Source organism: Ruminococcus sp. 8Y-12, from assembly GCF_058119865.1.
This window is the reverse complement of record NZ_CM176623.1, coordinates 244,545-262,326: the sequence shown is the minus strand read 5'-3', so window position 1 is coordinate 262,326 and position 17,782 is coordinate 244,545. Positions and strand designations below refer to the sequence as shown.

General features: G+C 48.3%; 12 protein-coding genes. 7 read left to right on the top strand and 5 right to left on the bottom strand.

Features of this window, described 5'->3' with window-relative positions:
* Window positions 1-2: 2 nt before the first annotated feature.
* The 4 genes from AC0THY_RS01005 to murC form a co-directional block, all read right to left on the bottom strand.
* Complete coding sequence (locus AC0THY_RS01005) at window positions 3-1,175, bottom strand: ribose-phosphate pyrophosphokinase (RefSeq protein ID WP_489992619.1); 1,173 nt, start codon at window positions 1,173-1,175, stop codon at window positions 3-5.
* A 122-nt stretch (window positions 1,176-1,297) separates the two neighbouring features.
* The gene (locus tag AC0THY_RS01000; protein ID WP_489992618.1) at window positions 1,298-2,299 is read right to left on the bottom strand and encodes an ATP-binding protein; all 1,002 of its coding nucleotides are present in this window, start codon (window positions 2,297-2,299) and stop codon (window positions 1,298-1,300) included.
* Window positions 2,300-2,319: 20 nt separating this feature from the next.
* Complete coding sequence (locus AC0THY_RS00995; protein ID WP_489992617.1) at window positions 2,320-3,342, bottom strand: DnaD domain protein; 1,023 nt, start codon at window positions 3,340-3,342, stop codon at window positions 2,320-2,322.
* A 424-nt stretch (window positions 3,343-3,766) separates the two neighbouring features.
* Window positions 3,767-5,140: a UDP-N-acetylmuramate--L-alanine ligase gene (gene murC, locus AC0THY_RS00990; protein ID WP_489992616.1), complete on the bottom strand. Its 1,374-nt coding sequence runs from the start codon at window positions 5,138-5,140 to the stop codon at window positions 3,767-3,769.
* A 374-nt stretch (window positions 5,141-5,514) separates the two neighbouring features.
* Here murC and AC0THY_RS00985 point away from each other — a divergent pair, with 374 nt between their 5' ends.
* The 3 genes from AC0THY_RS00985 to spoVG are packed head-to-tail and all read left to right on the top strand — an operon-like array spanning window position 5,515 to window position 8,221.
* The gene (locus AC0THY_RS00985) at window positions 5,515-6,789 is read left to right on the top strand and encodes a glucose-1-phosphate adenylyltransferase (protein ID WP_489992615.1); all 1,275 of its coding nucleotides are present in this window, start codon (window positions 5,515-5,517) and stop codon (window positions 6,787-6,789) included.
* Window positions 6,786-7,904: a glucose-1-phosphate adenylyltransferase subunit GlgD gene (gene glgD / locus AC0THY_RS00980; protein WP_489992614.1), complete on the top strand. Its 1,119-nt coding sequence runs from the start codon at window positions 6,786-6,788 to the stop codon at window positions 7,902-7,904. The genes AC0THY_RS00985 and glgD overlap by 4 nt, the downstream gene beginning before the upstream one ends.
* Before the next feature lie 35 nt (window positions 7,905-7,939).
* Window positions 7,940-8,221: a septation regulator SpoVG gene (gene spoVG, locus AC0THY_RS00975; RefSeq protein WP_489992613.1), complete on the top strand. Its 282-nt coding sequence runs from the start codon at window positions 7,940-7,942 to the stop codon at window positions 8,219-8,221.
* Between the two features lie 232 nt (window positions 8,222-8,453).
* Here the strand turns inward: spoVG and AC0THY_RS00970 are convergent, their stop codons facing one another.
* A complete protein-coding gene (locus tag AC0THY_RS00970; RefSeq protein ID WP_489992612.1) occupies window positions 8,454-10,982 on the bottom strand; it encodes an FAD-dependent oxidoreductase in 2,529 nt (842 codons plus the stop codon).
* Between the two features lie 424 nt (window positions 10,983-11,406).
* Here AC0THY_RS00970 and pth point away from each other — a divergent pair, with 424 nt between their 5' ends.
* The 4 genes from pth to AC0THY_RS00950 all read left to right on the top strand — a co-directional run bounded on the left by pth (window position 11,407) and on the right by AC0THY_RS00950 (window position 17,645).
* Complete coding sequence (gene pth / locus AC0THY_RS00965) at window positions 11,407-11,982, top strand: aminoacyl-tRNA hydrolase (protein WP_489992611.1); 576 nt, start codon at window positions 11,407-11,409, stop codon at window positions 11,980-11,982.
* On the top strand, window positions 11,979-15,509 hold the full coding sequence (mfd, locus tag AC0THY_RS00960; protein ID WP_489992610.1) for a transcription-repair coupling factor: 3,531 nt from the start codon (window positions 11,979-11,981) through the stop codon (window positions 15,507-15,509). The genes pth and mfd overlap by 4 nt, the downstream gene beginning before the upstream one ends.
* A 93-nt stretch (window positions 15,510-15,602) precedes the next feature.
* The gene (locus tag AC0THY_RS00955; protein ID WP_489992609.1) at window positions 15,603-16,760 is read left to right on the top strand and encodes a peptidylprolyl isomerase; all 1,158 of its coding nucleotides are present in this window, start codon (window positions 15,603-15,605) and stop codon (window positions 16,758-16,760) included.
* A 324-nt stretch (window positions 16,761-17,084) separates the two neighbouring features.
* Window positions 17,085-17,645, top strand: coding sequence for a manganese efflux pump MntP (locus tag AC0THY_RS00950; RefSeq protein WP_489992608.1), 561 nt, complete (start codon window positions 17,085-17,087; stop codon window positions 17,643-17,645).
* Window positions 17,646-17,782: the final 137 nt, after the last annotated feature.

The window sequence follows — 17,782 nt, the reverse complement described above, 5'->3', positions numbered from 1 at the left end:
TTCTATTTATTATGCTTTGCAAGAAAGCTATTAATCCTCTCCAGAGGATTCAACAGACTGCTGATGGATGCGTCATGATTCAGCGTGTCAATGATAAAAGCCAGATATTTGCTCATATCGCAGTTGATATAGTATGGCTTTTCCAGAAGCTCCGGAGCCTGATACACCAGGTTTGTGGTCAGCACATAATCCAGCTTACCCTCCGCGTTTGCCCTGTCAAATTCATCCATGCCATTGGTGAACAAACCAAAGGTAGAGCACACAAACACCCTTCTGGCCTTGCGCTTTTTCAGTTCAGAGGCCACCTCTAACACACTGCCCCCGGAGGAGATCATGTCATCAATAATAATCACATCCTTGCCTGAGACATCAGAGCCCAGGAACTCGTGGGCCACAATGGGGTTGGTCCCGTTTACAATGGTGGCATAGTCGCGGCGCTTGTAGAACATACCCATATCCACACCCAGCACATTGGCCATGTACACAGCACGGCTCATACCGCCCTCATCCGGGCTGATGACCATGGTGTCCTCCTTGCTGATGTGCAGATCCGGCACTGCCTTGTAAAGTCCTTTGATAAACTGGTAAACAGGCTGTACAGTGTCAAATCCCTTCAGCGGAATGGCGTTCTGGACACGGGGATCGTGGGCGTCAAAGGTAATGATATTGTCCACACCCATCTTAACCAGCTCCTGAAGTGCAAGGGCACAGTCTAAGGACTCCCTTCCGGTGCGCTTGTGCTGGCGGCTCTCATACAGGAAAGGCATGATAACGGAAATCCTTCTGGCCTTTCCGCCTACTGCTGCGATAATGCGCTTTAAATCCTGAAAGTGGTCATCCGGGGACATGTGGTTGGTCTTTCCGCACAGGGAATAAGTCATGGAATAATTGCACACGTCTACTAAGATGTACAGGTCATCTCCACGCACAGACTCATTGATAATGCCCTTAGCCTCCCCGGAACCAAAGCGTGGAACCTTTGTGTTTAAGAGATAGGTATCTCTCTGATAGCCCTCAAAGGCAATCGTGGATTTGTGTTCACTCTCCCGTTCCCGGCGCCAGTCCACCAGATAGTTGTTTATTTTTTTGCCCAGGGTTTTGCAGCTATCCAGGGCAATGATTCCCAAAGGTCCCACCGGAATGGTTTCCAGATTGCGTTCTTCTGTTGATTGCATGTTAACTCCTCCGTTGTATTTTCATTTTCATATGATTTCCCTACAAATATACGCAATATGCCTCATAGCGGGCGCAGCCGTCCGCAATAGACACATATAGTTTACCACAAAGTTTCCAGAGGTCAAGGTTTAATTCCTGATAATCTTTTTTGAATGCGAATATCATCCCCAATCAGTTTGCGCATTCGATAATTGCTGGATATGCGGGAAAAAACACGCTCAGAATAGGTATCCCTAAATACATCCATGGGAAGGTTTGTGGAGATAATCGTGGATTTTCTGCGCATGAGGCGCTCATTGATACACAAAAAAAGCTGTGAGGCCACAAAAGAGTTAGTCAACTCCGTTCCCAGGTCATCGATGATCAGTAGGTCACAGTCAAAAATGTACGAGTGCATCTGCTGCAGCTTCTCATTCTCCTGGCTGTTTCCAAAAGTGGTCTTTGAAAAGAGATCAAACAGTTCAAAGGCAGAAAAATAGATGACAGAGCGGGCGCTCTCCAACAGTTCTTTTGAGATACAGTGTGTTAAAAAGGTTTTGCCCACACCTGTGTCTCCGTAGAAAAAGAAATTTTCCTCTGAGTCATCAAAGTGTTGAATAAAGTCCTTGCACTCGTCCACAATCTGTCTTATGGTGGCCAGTGCGGACAGTCCGGTGGCCGGGTTAATGATAGTGTCAGAGTAGTAGGCAAAGGAAAAGGTTTCGAAATTCTCCTCTCTGAGCGCTTCCCGGATATTGGACTGGGTGTAGAGCAGATCAATGACAGCCTGTTTAAAACAGCGGCATTTTTTATTGTCCACAAAACCGGTGTCCCGGCAGTCAGGACAACGGTATTTCATCTCCAGATAGTCAGCAGGATATCCGTTTTCAGTAAGAAGACGTGATCGCTCCTGTCCTAAGCTTTTTATCTCATCCCTCAGAACCGTCAGGGCAGTATCGTCCCCGTCCAGAAGTTTCCGGGCCTGACTGACGCCCAGGGAGGCCACCCGGCTGTCGATTTCGGACAGGTCTGGTATACACGTATAGGCTTCGGCTACCCGCTCGTCCTGAAGGCGTTTATTTTCCAGCTGTCTTCGGTAGTATTCCCGCATAATGGTATCGTACTGGATATTTTTCAGTGCCAAAATCTTTCCTCCTAATTGTGTCAGCGGTTGAGCAGCTGCTTCTCCAGCTCCTCAAAATCATAATCCCGCTGGTGAAAGTTGTTGAATTTCGTATTTGCAGCAGGCCTGGGCTTTTGGGAAGCGGTCTTTTTCTTTTTGAGGTGCTGTTCATCCAGGGCCTGAATGTCTGAAAGATGGTGTACATTATTTTTGTGCCACTCCTCCAGGATCTTGTTGGCGTACTGGAAATTGGGGCGCTGAGTCTGGGCCACAGTGCGGCTGCAGGCCTCCTTGATGATGTCCAAAGTAAAGTGGTAGCTGTTCAGCCACTGATTCATAAAGTCAATCTCAGGTTGTGCAGGCCCCCTGCCCTTGATGCCAAAGGCATTCAGGATAGAGTAGTAGTTTCGGTTGTATAGGTTTGTGCTGTTTTTTGCCTGCTCCACTGTAGAGATCCCTTCTCTGGACCACTCCATAGCTACCTTCTCCATATAGCGGCTGCTCTTGCTGCCTTTGGAGACACAGTATTCCACCAGGTATTCGATTAAGTCCGTAGAAAAATGAAGAGTGTCATAAAAATATAGAATATTGGAGATTTCCGTGGGACTTAGGGTTTTTCCCAGATATTGGGCAGCGATAAAGAGAAGCTGGGCGATATCCTCCTGTTCCGAGAGCTGAGCCATACGGTCTGCTGTAAGCGGCACTTTTTCGGGAACCTCAGCAGATACTGCAGTCTCCGCTGTCTGCAGGGTGGGAGCTGCATTTGCAGTGGATAATTCCACAAAAGAAATGCCATCCAGCTCCCCGGAGGCGCCGTGGGACAGCTTCATCAGACCCTCCTTTTCCCAGTAGGACAAAGCGCGGAGGATATCCTTTTCGGTATATTCAAAAATTTCAGCAATCTTGCTGATGGAAATTCCCTGGCTGCTGCCTGAGAGGCGCAGCAGGTAGAGGTAGAGCTTTACGTACTCACCGTTGGCTCTGGGCATGTAGCAGTCAATAAATGTGTTTCGGACCGCAGTCACTTCTGCACTGTCCGGGGTATGTAAAGTAATTTCACTCATATTGGCACCTGTTTCTCATTTTCATGTAATCTATTGTTTCAATCCACGCTCGGTAATCTAACATCGTACGTACATCTTTCCATGCGTTGATTGACTTTAAGTCAGTGGGAGAGTGCTCACTTATTTTTGCTGAAAGAGCACTGCCGTTTACGCTTTAGTATAGCATATCTTCATTAAAAAGAGAATACGGTTTTTCCGGGCACAGAGGAAAGTGGTAAGTGTACACAACCAATGTGGAAAATGTGGATAATGTGGATAAAAGTGTGAATAGTTTTCAACTGCAACTAAAAAAGTCCAGGAAATTCAAGGCACAGAGAAAAAAAGAAAATTATGTCGGTAAAATTATGTAAACAAACATGTCCACAAAAAAATCCACATGCTTACACAAAAAAAATGTGTATAAGCATGTGGATAATGTGGATAACTATTTTCCCAACAGGCTCTCGCCAATTTTTACAACATCTCCGGCCCCCATAGTTATCAACAGGTCGCCGTGCATACAATTTTCTAATAAAAAGTTTTCAATGGCGTCAAAGGAGGGAAAGTAATAGGCATCCGTTCCCAACGCCTGGACCTTTTCCATGAGCATCTTAGAACTGATCCCAAGGCAGTCCGTCTCCCTAGCAGCGTAGATATCCGCAAGAACTACTTTATCCGCCAGGGAGAGCGCTGCGGCAAAGTCGTCCATCAGGGCTTTGGTGCGTGTATAGGTGTGTGGCTGGAATACGCACCAGATAGATTTGTGTGGATAGTTTTTCGTGGCAGTGAGCGTGGCCCGGATCTCTGTGGGGTGGTGGGCGTAGTCATCAATAATGGTAACCCCTCCAATTTCCCCCTTTTTCTCGAACCGGCGGTCCGTGCCGGAAAACTCCATCAGTCCCTTTGCCATGGTCTCTGCCGGAATGCCCAGGATGTCTCCCAGGACTAGTGAAGCCAGAGCATTTGAAATATTGTGCTCGCCAGGTACGTTGAGGCAGAAATGCCCCAGTACGCTGTCGCCTTTTACCAGGTCAAAAGCCCCATGTGCCATGGTATCATAGGTAATACCTGCAGCCTGATAATCGCCGCCTTTGCCATATGTGATCACCTTACAGGAAAGACCTTCCACCAGCTTTTGACAGTCCGGAATCTCGTTGTTGATGATCAGGATACCATCCTGGGGAAGGCGCTCTGCAAAGAGGCGGAAGGAGTGGCGAATATCGTCCAGGTCTTTAAAAAAGTCCAGATGATCCGCGTCAATATTCAGGATGAGACTGATTTTGGGATAAAAGTGGAGAAAGCTGTTGGTGTATTCGCAGGCTTCTGTGATGAACGTGTCGTGCCCGCCCACACGTATATTTCCGTCAATCGCCTTCAAGATACCACCCACGGAAATGGTGGGGTCCAAGTCTGCAGCCAGCAGAATATGGGACGCCATGGAGGTAGTGGTGGTCTTTCCGTGGGTTCCGGATACGGCGATGGGAGTCTTGTAATTCTTCATAAGCTGCCCCAGCAGTTCGGCGCGGCTGATCATGGGGATCTGTTTCTTTACCGCAGCGGCGAACTCCGAATTGTCCGGGTGAATGGCTGCCGTGTAAACAACCAGGTCCGGTTCATCCTCTATATTAGAGGCCTTCTGACCATAGTAGACGGTGGCACCTTCCTGCTCCATCCATTTGGTGAGAGGGGACTCCTTCGCATCCGAACCAGAAACCTTGAACTTCTGGTCCAGCAAAATGGAGGCGAGCCCGCTCATGCTGATTCCTCCGATACCGATAAAATGAATATGGATAGGCTTGGTGAAATCTATCTGATACATAATAAAATCTCCTTTATATCCAATTGATTTATTTCGTTTCATTATACCCTCATTTTCTGAAAATGGAAAGTGCTTCTTAGAAATCCGCAGAAATTCCTAAAAAACGGTAGAAAATGGAAAAACCAATTTTCGTGATTATTTTTCATATGCCGCTGGGAATGTGCCGTCATTTGTAAGTTTAGTATAAAAAATATTGTCGAAAGCTGGCGAAATGTCGAAAAAATATAAGAGATATGTTGGGTTGGGTAATTTATTATGATAAAATTTATAAAATGGAGGAAAAATATTTCAAATAATTGTAAAATGTGTTCACTATTATGGAAATATGTGTTATAATGAAAAAACATAAAAATAATACAACAAGAGGTGATAGCGTGATTAAAAAAGAAATGATTGCAATGTTACTTGCAGGTGGACAAGGCAGCCGCCTTGGCGTCCTAACTTCAAAAGTAGCAAAGCCGGCCGTAGCTTTCGGCGGAAAATATAGAATAATCGATTTTCCGCTGAGTAACTGTATTAATTCTGGTGTAGATACAGTGGGTGTTTTGACGCAATATCAGCCCCTCAGACTGAATACGCATATCGGAATTGGTATTCCTTGGGATTTGGATAGAAACATTGGCGGAGTTACCGTTCTTCCCCCTTATGAGAAGAGCGGAAACAGTGAATGGTATACAGGTACCGCAAACGCCATCTACCAGAACCTGGGTTATATGGAGATGTACAACCCGGAATATGTTCTCATCCTTTCCGGAGATCACATCTACAAAATGGATTATGAAGTTATGCTGGACTTCCACAAGGCGAGCAATGCAGATGTGAGTATTGCAGTGATGCCTGTTCCCATGGAGGAGGCAAGCCGGTTCGGCATTGTGGTGACGGATGATCAGAACAGAATCACCGAGTTTCAGGAAAAACCGGATAAGCCCAAGAGCAATTTGGCCTCCATGGGTATCTACATATTCTCATGGCCGGCACTGAAAGAGGCACTGGTTACTTTGAAGGATCAGAGCAACTGTGACTTTGGTATGCATGTCATCCCTTATTGCCACGAAAAAGGCGAGAAACTGGTTGCCTATGAGTACAACGGCTACTGGAAGGACGTGGGAACCTTAGGCTCCTACTGGGAAGCAAATATGGAGCTGATCGACATCATCCCGGAGTTTAACCTCTATGAGGAATTCTGGAAGATTTTCACCAGCAGTGAGATCATTCCGCCCCAGTATATCGCGGCGGAAGCAAAGATTAATAAGAGCATTATTGGTGACGGCACAGAGATTTACGGGGAAGTCAGCAATTCCGTAATAGGAGCCGGGGTTACTATCGGTAGGGGAAGCGTTGTGCGGGATTCCATCATTATGAAAGGTGCCACCATCGGTGACGGCGTAGTTATGGACCGCGGCATTGTGGCTGAGAACGCCTCCATAGGAGATAATGTAGTTCTGGGAATCGGTGAAGACATTCCCAACAAAGAGAAGCCAAAGGTATATTCCTTTGGACTGGTAACTATCGGAGAAAATACAAAGATTCCTGCAAATGTAAAGATAGGGAAGAATACTGCTATTTCAGGCGAAACCACGGCAGAGGATTATCCAGATGGCGTACTGGAAAGCGGAGAGACATTAATTAAGGCAGGTGATTTAGCATGAGAGCAGTAGGAATGATATTAGCGGGTGGAAATAGCCACCGGATGAGAGAACTTTCAAACAAACGCGCTATCGCAGCAATGCCTGTAGCTGGCAGCTACCGCGCCATTGACTTTGCACTCAGTAATATGAGCAACTCTTCCATTCAGAAGGTAGCTGTACTGACTCAGTATAATTCCAGATCCCTGAATGAACATCTGAGTTCCTCAAAATGGTGGGATTTCGGCAGAAAACAGGGCGGTATGTATGTGTTTACACCAACAATCACCTCGGACAACAGTTTTTGGTACCGGGGAACCGCGGACGCTATCTACCAGAATCTGGATTTTCTCAAAAAATGCCATGAGCCCTATGTAATCATAGCATCCGGCGATGGAATTTATAAGTTGGATTACAACAAGGTTTTGGAATACCATATTGAGAAAAAGGCAGATATCACGGTTGTCTGCAAGGAGATGCCGGCCAAAGAGGATGTGACCAGATTTGGTGTGGTGAAGATGAATGAGGACAGCCGGATTGAAGAGTTCGAGGAAAAACCCATGGTTTCCACCTCCAATACCATCTCTACCGGAATCTATGTTATCCGCAGAAGACAGCTCATTGAGCTGGTTGAGAGGTGTGCGCAGGAAGACCGGCATGACTTTGTAAAGGACATTTTAATCCGCTATAAGAACCTGAAGAGAATCTATGGTTATAAGATTAATGATTACTGGAGCAACATCGCCTCTGTAGAGTCCTATTATAAGACAAATATGGATTTCCTGAAAAAGGAAGTGCGGGATTACTTCTTCCGCCAGTATCCGGACATTTACTCCAAGGTGGATGATCTTCCCCCCGCAAAGTACAATCCGGGATCTGAAGTGAAGAACAGTCTGATATCCAGCGGCTGTATCATCAATGGGTATGTGGAGAATTCTGTTCTCTTTAAGACAGTGTTTGTGGGAGAAAACTGTGTAATAAAGAATTCTATCATTTTAAATGACGTATATCTGGGAGACAATACCTACATTGAAAACTGCATCGTGGAGAGCAGGGATACGATTCGTGCCAACTCTCACCATGTAGGGGAGGATGGGATCAAGATTGTTATAGAAAAGAACGAGAGATACGTACTATAGCATAAGGACGATTTGGCGAAAGGGGCTCAAAAGTTATGAAAATTACAGACGTTAGAGTGCGAAAAGTTGCAAAAGAAGGAAAAATGAAAGCAGTCGTTTCCATTACCATTGATGATGAATTTGTAGTTCATGACATCAAGGTAATCGAGGGGGAGAAAGGGTTGTTTATCGCAATGCCGAGCCGCAAGGCTTCTGACGGGGAATACCGTGACATTGCACATCCCATCAATTCGGATACCAGGGAGCGGATTCAAAAGATTATACTGGAGCAGTATGAGATTGCTGCAGCCCAGATGCCTGAGGAAGCGGCTGAGTAGATATAAGATATATAGAATGAAAAGAGCAATAGCGGCACAGCCATAACCAGCTGTGCCGCTTTATTATATCATAAGAAAGTCCTTCGGAATTCCCTATGATATATGCACTGGGGCGGAAAGGAATCATGTCGCTAAAGCGACCCGCCGCAGGCGGAGAATCCCGCGAGCGGGATTCTTTTCATCTTGAAGGAAGATAAAGCCTTTGCTGCAAATACACCGAGGCGTATTTGCATTAGAACAATTCTTTAAAGGTAGCTTTCTTCTGCATCGCCTCCGCATATCTGGCCATTTTGGAGATGTCTCCAATCAAAATCACACCGCAGAGCTTGTTGTTCAGAAAATAGCATTTTTCGTACTGCTTTCGTCCCATATCCTTAAACTCCACAGTCTTATAGATCAGGTTGGGATTCTTTCCAGTGTCCCCGTTGGCGTATAGGGAGGTATTCATGCTGTTAAAGGTGAGCGCAGCGGGGACTGTGGTGTACTCCTCAGTCTCCCCGGCAGCGTTTGCACCGGCTGTCTTTCCCTGCTCCACAGCCTGGGGCCAGATGGCATAGTTAATTCCATCAAACTGGGCACAGTCTCCGCAGGCGTAAACATCGAAAGTGTTGGTGAGCATATTGCTGTTTACCAGCACGCCACGGTCCACAGACAGTCCAGCCTCCTGTGCAATCCGGATGTTGGGGCGGACACCGGCGGAGACGATCACTAACTGGGCGGGGATGACCTCCCCGGCTGAGAGCCTCACCCCAGTGACATGCTCTTCTCCCTCGATCTGCTCAATGGATGCACTGGTCAGAATGCGGATACCCTGCCCCTGGCTGATGGCCTTTAACATATTTCCGGCCTCTTCATCCAACTGACGTCCCATAAGCTGCGGGGCAGCCTCTAAAACAGTTACCTTGCAGCCGGATTTTTTCAGCTCCCAGGCAGCTTCCAGGCCCAGCACTCCGCCTCCGATGACCACGGCTTCCCTCACACTGTCCAGCATATGTCCCACCTTCCTGGCATCAGCCAGACGGCGGATAGCAATGACCTCAGGCTTATCGCGGCCTGGAATCGGCGGGATAAAGCACTCGCTGCCCAAGGCGTAGATCAGTTTCGTGTACCGCAGCCTGGTCCCGTCCGTCAGCAGTACCTCGTGACTGTCCGTGTCAATGGAGGTGACGGTTTTGCCCAGCACCTGAATGATCTTATTGTCCTCGTACCAGCTCTCCTCATGGATTGCAATCTGCTCCGGGCTCAGCCCGGCCATCATAGTTTTGGTGAGCATAGGGCGGTTGTAGGGGAAATAGGGCTCATCGCTGATCATGACAATGGAACCCGTTTTGTCCCGTTTGCGTATGGCTTCCGCCGCATTGACCCCGGCGGCGCCGTTTCCAAGGATCACATAGAAGTGATCTGTATCCTTCCTGAAATCCGAGGAGTCCTCCTCCACGGGGACAAAGTGCTCCTTGCCTACTCCGCAGACCGGGCATATCTCCAGGGAGGAGTCAAAGATTTCACCGCAGACCAGACATTTAACCAGCTTCCTGGCACCGGAGGGAGCTTTCTTGGGATTTTCCTTTTCAAGGAGAGTGCAGCCAAAGTCAAAGCCGTATTCATAGGCATCCCGAAGCTGGTTGTCATCCGGCTTGAAGCGGACGCGGAAGCCCTCAACCACCTTTAGCTTCAACTGGCGAAGGCGCTCCAGAATATGAGGTACCCCCTCGCCGCTCCAGCCGTAGCTCCCAAAAGCGCTGGCCAGCTTGCCGCCGTGGGTGGGAGGGTAAATGGAGGTGGTCAGGTCCCAGATGGGTTTGAGCGCCTCACCTAAAATGGTGGGCGTTCCAAAGAGAATCCCGTCTGCAAACTCCAGTTCTTTTAGCACCTCATCCTGCTGGGTTTCCACCAGGTCATAGCTTCTCACATCAATCTCTCCGCTGTCCCGGATACCCTCCGCGATCTTCTGGGACAGTTCCCTGGTGTAGCCGTAAGCGCTCACATAGGGGATGATGACAGTCTTTCTGGGGTTGGGATTATCCGACCTGCACCAGTCCTCATAAGTATTTAAAATAAAGTCCAGATTGTCATCCAATACAGGGCCGTGTCCGGTACAGATCATGGAAAGGCTGAGCTTGCGAACCCTCTCAAGGGCAGTACGCATAAAAGACTTGTAGGGTCCGATGATACAGTCAAAGTAATAGCGCGTTGCCTTCATATAATCCTCGTGCGCCTTCACTTTGCTTACCAACACCTCCGGAAAGGCATAGTGGGAACCAAAGGAATCACAGGTGACCAGAATCTGCTCTTCCTCAATGTAGGTGTACATGGTATCAGGCCAATGCAGATTGGGCACTGCCAGGAAACGCAGCGTCTTGTTCCCGATCTCCATAGTGTAGTTGTCCTTCACCGGAATGCTGTAAAAATCCCGGTTTACAATTTCCTTTAGAAATCCAATGGCACAGGGGGTGGCCACAATTTTTATATTGGGATTCATGTTTAAGAGACCTTCAATACTTCCCGCATGATCCGGCTCCGTGTGGCTGACCACCAGATAATCAATGGTGGATATGTCCGTAATTTCCTTCAATTTTTCAATGTACTCATCAAAGAATTTGGCTTTTGCAGTTTCAAAAAGGACTGTCTTATCCCCGGTTTTCAAAAGATAGGAATTGTAGGTGGTTCCAAACTCAGTATACATGATAATGTCAAACACCCGCAGATCCTGGTCTACGATACCAACCCAGTAAAAATCATCCCTCAGTTTCAGGCTATCCATATAAATCCCTCCTCATAATTTGCGTTTTCTCTATTATAGCATAACCATGTGTAAAAAACCAGTAATAATTACTGTTATTATAAAAATTATTCGCTCCTTCCCTCTTAGTATTATTCACCTATGCCGGTATTTTTTAACCATTTATTTGACCTGCAGATAAATAGTAACAGTTCAAACAGGTGTCCGCATTTACTGCGCAGACCGCAAGAACATGATTCAAGAGTGCATAAATCCCATCACCGCAGGTGATTTTAATGGATTTATGCAGTAACAGGGCAGTTGGCTGAACTGTTACCACAAATATACGGCAGTTATGCAAATGAATGGACATTTTTTAAACCATACTGTAAAATAGGTGGTACATTCGGGCAATGTTCGACCAAGCCAGAACAGGAGAGAATAATAAAGATAAGGAAGTGAAAATATGTATATTATTGTAGGTCTGGGGAATCCGGGAAGGCAGTATGCCCATACCAGGCACAATGTGGGATTTGACACCATTGACGTTCTCGCGGACAGGTACAGGATACCGGTAGACGCAAAGAAGCATAAGGCTCTGTATGGCAGAGGCGTGATTGAGGGGGAGAAGGTCATTCTGGCGAAACCCCAGACGTTCATGAATTTGAGTGGTGAAAGCGTGAGAGAACTCATAGACTTTTATAAGATCGATGAGACAGAGGAGCTGATTGTGGTTTACGACGATATCAGTCTGGAACCGGGGCAGCTCAGGCTTCGGGCAAAGGGGAGTGCAGGGGGACACAATGGAATCAAAAATATTATTGCCCATCTGGGGGGACAGGTCTTTAAGCGCGTAAAGGTGGGAATCGGGGAGAAACCGAGAGGTTTTGATCTGGCGGATTATGTGCTGAGCCGTTTCTCCAAAGCAGAGAGGGAACTGGTGGGCGAGTCACTGGAGCGGGCGGCGGACGCGGTGGTGAAGATCATTGCCGGTGATATGGACGCTGCTATGAATGAGTATAATAAGAAGGTAATAAAATGAAAGCCTTAATTTCACCGTTAACAAAGCTGGTTGAATACAATGAAATCCGGAATGCTCTGGGGGGAGAAAAGGGGATGGTGCAGGTATCAGGCTGCATTGACGCCCAGAAAGCGCACTTTGTCTACGGGACAGGTGTGGATTTTCCCTGTAAGGTCATTATCACTTACAGTGAGACGAGAGCTAAAGAACTATATGAAAACTACAGGTTTTTTGACAGGGGCGCCCTATTGTACCCTGCAAAAGACCTGATCTTCTACAGTGCGGATATCCACAGCAATTTGCTTGTGCAGCAGCGGATTACAGTCCTGAAGGCGCTGGCCCAGGGGGAGCCGGTCACAGTCATCACTACCATGGGGGGATGCATGGACCATCTGCTTCCGCTGGAGCGTCTTGGGGCTGAGGTATTGCACATTGAGAGCGACAGTCCATTTGATATGGACGCTGCAAAGATAAAACTGACGGAAATGGGGTATGAGCGGGTTTCCCAGGTGGAAGGCAGCGGACAGTTTGCCGTGCGCGGGGGAATCATGGATATTTTTCCTCTCACTGAGGAGAATCCGGTGCGCATTGAGTTGTGGGGGGATGAGGTGGATTCCATCCGCAGCTTTGATGTGGAGAGCCAGCGGTCCATAGAAAACCTGGACCAGGTGCACATCTATCCCGCAAATGAGGTGATCGGCGGCAGAGAACGCATAGACCGCGCCATAGCCAGGATGGAGAAGGAGGTCGCAAGGCTGTACGAGACCTTCCGCAGAGAGATGAAGACGGAGGAAGCTTTTCGGCTGAAGACACTGCTGGAGGAGACTAAGGAGAGGCTGCTGGATTTTCAGGGAACCATGGGCCTGGATGCCCTGGTAGACTACCTGTATGAGGATACGGTGTCTTTTATCGACTATTTTCGGGACAAAAAGGCATTGTTTGTGCTGGACGAACCTCACCGTCTGATGGAGGAGGCCCAGGCCATTGAGCAGGAATTTCGGGAGAGTATGTCAAACCGCCTGGAAAAGGGCTATGTGCTGCCCGGACAGATGAATATTCTCTTTGGAGCCCAGGACACGGTGGGGCGGCTGAACAGGACAGCCTGTATGGGCCTGTGTACCCTGGAAGCGCCCAAAGGCCACTGGCAGGTGGGGGAGCGGTTCAGCCTGGATGTACGGGCAGTAAACCCTTACAACAATAGCTTTGAGTTGCTGGTCAAGGATCTAAAGAAATGGAAAAAGGACGGGTATCAGGTGATTTTGCTCTCCGGTTCCAGGACCAGGGCGGGGCGTCTGGCAGCAGATCTGCGGGAATATGAGTTGAACAGCTTCTACACAGAGGATCTGGACCGGGAGGTGGCGCCAGGTGAAATCCTGGTGGCCTACGGTAATGCACATCGGGGGTATGAGTATCCCCTGATTAAGTTTGTGGTTATCTCAGAGAGCGATATCTTTGGAAAAGAGAAGAGAAAAAAGAAGAAGCGGAAAACCTATGAGGGCAAAAAGATCCAGAGCTTTACCGAACTTTCCATAGGGGACTATGTAGTACATGAAAATCACGGACTGGGTGTCTACCGGGGAATAGAAAAGGTAGAGGTTGACAAAGTCATCAAGGACTACATGAAAATCGAGTATGCAGGCGGTAGCAATTTGTATATACTGGCTACACAGCTGGATGTGATTCAGAAGTATGCGGACGCGGATGCAAAGAGGCCAAAGCTGAACAAACTGGGAACCCAAGAGTGGGGCAAGACAAAGGCCAGAGTCCGGGGAGCGGTAAAGGATATTGCCAGAGACCTGGTGGAACTTTATGCAGTGCGCCAGCAGAAGGAGGGCTTTGTCTACGGGGAGGACACGGTATGGCAGAAAGAGTTTGAGGAAACCTTCCCCTTTGAGGAGACGGAGGACCAGCTCTTGGCCATTGAGGCGGCCAAGAAGGACATGGAGAGCACCAAGATCATGGACAGACTGGTCTGCGGGGATGTGGGATACGGAAAGACTGAGATCGCTATCCGCGTGGCCTTCAAAGCTGTCCAGGAGGGGAAACAGGTGGTTTACCTGGTGCCTACTACCATTCTGGCTCAGCAGCACTACAACACCTTTGTACAGAGGATGAAGGACTTTCCGGTGCGTGTGGACCTGCTTTGCAGATTCCGGACGGCGGCGGAACAGAAAAAGACGATCACGGATCTGAAAAAGGGTCTGGTGGATATTGTGATCGGTACCCACAGAGTTTTGTCCAAGGATGTGGAGTATAAGGATCTGGGCGTACTGATTATTGACGAGGAACAGCGCTTCGGAGTCGCACACAAGGAAAAAATTAAAAAGCTGAAGGAGAATATTGATGTACTGACCTTGACCGCAACCCCCATCCCCAGGACGCTGCACATGAGCCTGATCGGTATCCGGGACATGAGCGTTCTGGAGGAGGCCCCCATGGAGCGTATGCCCATCCAGACCTATGTGATGGAATACAACGATGAGATGGTGCGGGAGGCCATCAGCCGTGAGCTGGCCAGAGGCGGGCAGGTATACTATGTATACAACCGGGTCAACACCATTGTGGAGATGACCAACACCATTGCCAAGCTGGTTCCGGAGGCGAATGTGGCTTTTGCCCATGGCCAGATGAGGGAGAGAGAGCTGGAGAAGATCATGTATGAGTTCATAAACGGGGAGATCGATGTGCTGGTGTCCACCACAATCATTGAGACAGGTCTGGATATCTCCAATGTGAATACGATGATCATCCACGATGCGGACAACATGGGCCTGTCCCAGCTCTACCAGCTGAGGGGGCGTGTGGGACGTTCCAACCGGACTGCCTACGCCTTTCTCATGTATAAGCGCAATAAGATGCTCAAGGAAGTGGCGGAAAAGAGGCTGCACGCCATAAGGGAATTCACGGACCTGGGCAGCGGGTTTAAGATTGCCATGCGGGACTTAGAGATTCGCGGTGCCGGAAACCTTTTAGGGGCCCAGCAGCACGGGCATATGGAGGCGGTGGGATATGACCTATACTGTAAAATGCTCAATGAGGCTGTGAAGGAACAGAAGGGGGAGAAAGAGCCCCAGGAGGCCTATGATACCGCAGTGGATCTGGATATCGATGCCTTTATTCCTGAAAAATATATCCGGAATGAGGCGCAGAAGCTGGATATCTACAAGCGCATTGCAGGGATAGAAAATGAGGAGGAGTACGATGACATGCTGGAGGAGCTGATGGACCGGTTCGGAGAGCCGCCCAGATCAGTCCAGAATCTGCTGGCCATTGCCAATCTGAAGGCCTTAGCTCACCAAGCCTTTGTGACGGAGGTCTCGCAAAAGGGCGATTTTATCAAATTTACCATGTTTGAGAGGACAAAAGCAGATCCACAGAAAATCGAGGAGCTGGTAAAGAGGAGCCGGGGAAGACTGAAGTTCACCGTGGACACCAACCCCTACTTTCTGTACAGTAAACCCAGGAAAAGCCTGAAGGATAATGACGATGTGCTGACTGTGGTGAAGGATATTTTGGAAGAGCTGCGGTTTTTGTCAAATGAAGTGTGAAAAAACTGTTAATTTGCATAAAAAAGTTGCGGCAGAGCTCAAAAAGGGCTATAATATGCAAATGGGATAAAGAGATTAGGAGGAAATTTGTTTATGATTAAGCTACGAAAAAGACTGCTCACAGCAGGACTGTGTATTGCCATGACAGCTGCCCTGCTGGCAGGGTGCGGTTCCAATGCGGGAAAGGCAATTGCCACACTTGACGGAGAAAAAGTGGATTTTGCCCTGGCTAACTTTATGGTGCGTTACAATCAGGCCCAGATGCAGAGCGCTTACGGCGCAATGTTCGGGGACAATATGTGGAGCAGCTACGGAGAGACAACCAAGAGCGGCATCATGGAAACAATTGAGCAGCAGTTGATTCTGGAAAAGCACATGGATGAATACAAGGTGACCATATCCGATGAGGAGAAGGCACAGATTACCGAGGCTGCAAAGGAATTTTTGGAGACCAATGACGAAAAGGTGCTGGATGCCATGACCGCTTCCCAGGAGACGATTGAGCGTATGCTCACACTCACACTGATCCAGTCCAAGATGCAGAAGGCTATTATTGCGGATGTGGATACGGAGGTTTCTGATGAGGAGGCTGCCCAGAAGACCATTCAGTACGTACTGTTCAGTACAGCAGATTCCACTGATGAAGAGGGCAATACCGTTACTCTCACAGACGAGGAGAAGACGGCAATGAAGGAACAGGCCCAGCAGGTGTTGGATGCTGTAAAGGGCGGGGAAGAGCTGGACGCTGCCGCAAAGGCTGTGGATGAGAGTAAAGCCGCTTCCACATCCTCCTACGGAACAGATAACGGAACCATCCCGGATGAGGTCAAGACAGCTGCGGACGCCCTGGAGGACGGTCAGGTTGCGGACAGTGTGGTAGAGACAGAGAATGGCTACTATGTGGTACAGATGCAGTCCACCTTTGATGAGGAGGCAACACAGAACCAGAAGGCAACGATTGTCTCACAGCGACAGAGTGACAAATTCGAGGAAGTCTATAATGCCTGGAAAGAGGGAGTGACCTTTACCACAGATGAAAAGCTGTTGGAAAAGATTGATTTTGTAGATACCTTTGAGGTGAAGACAACGGAGGCTGCCACAGAGGCAGGGTCGGAATCGGCTACCGAAGCGGTTTCACAGGCAGCTACAGAAGCGGGCAGTGAGACAGAGGCAGCAGAGACCACTACTGAGACAGCAGCAGATGAACCTCAGAGTGAGTCAGCCGCAGAGACAGAAACCGCGGCAAAATAGAACAAAACCAATTATGTTTGAACAAAAATGGGACGGTTGCAGAATGAAGCTTTCATTCTGTATAGTCCCTTTTTTATACTGGAATGTTATTGACAAATTCTATCAATACATAGTATAATACCTCCAATGTAAGGGAGTAGTCAGCGTAAAACGTGACATAGCCAACATACTGGGAGAGATCTCCCTGGCTTTGGATTAAATGACGAGACTTATCTGTTTTTTGGGCAGATAGGGCTCTTTTTTTCTTTCAGGGGAAAGTTCTCAGGAACTTACAATACACTGTAAAGTGGATGAACCAATATGGATAACAGGAGGAGATAAGAGATGGGGTTGTGGGAGTTGCTTGTGCTTGCGGTGGGGCTTTCAATGGATGCTTTTGCAGTGTCTGTCTGCAAGGGACTGTCAGTGCCCAAGGTGAAACCCGTACATGTGCTGACGGTTGGAATCTATTTTGGAGGGTTTCAGGCTCTGATGCCCTTGATCGGTTACATACTGGGGGTTCGATTTCAGGCGCTTATCGTAAATGTAGACCATTGGATTGCCTTTGTACTGTTGGTTCTCATTGGGATCAATATGATCCGGGAAGCCAGGGGGGAGGATGAAAAGATAGACGGGGGATTTGGAGCTAGAGAGATGTTTCCCCTGGCAGTGGCTACCAGCATCGATGCCCTGGCTGTGGGGGTAACCTTTGCTTTTCTGAAGGTGGACATTCTTTCGGCAGTGAGCTTTATTGGAATTACCACCTTTTTGCTTTCCGGGGCAGGGATTGTGGTGGGGAATGTATTCGGATGCAAGTACAAGTCCAAGGCGGAGCTTCTGGGTGGGATTGTACTGGTTGTTATGGGATTTAAAATCCTGCTAGAGCACCTTGGGGTTCTTGGATAAAATGTAACAGTTTAGACAGGGCCTGTCCGTTTTGGGCTGAGGGGGACGCTTCCACCGGCGCAGGGCTATGCTTCGGGGACGCGTGCAGCATTGCGATGAGCTATCTGCCAACTACAACTAAGAGACTCAGGAGAGCC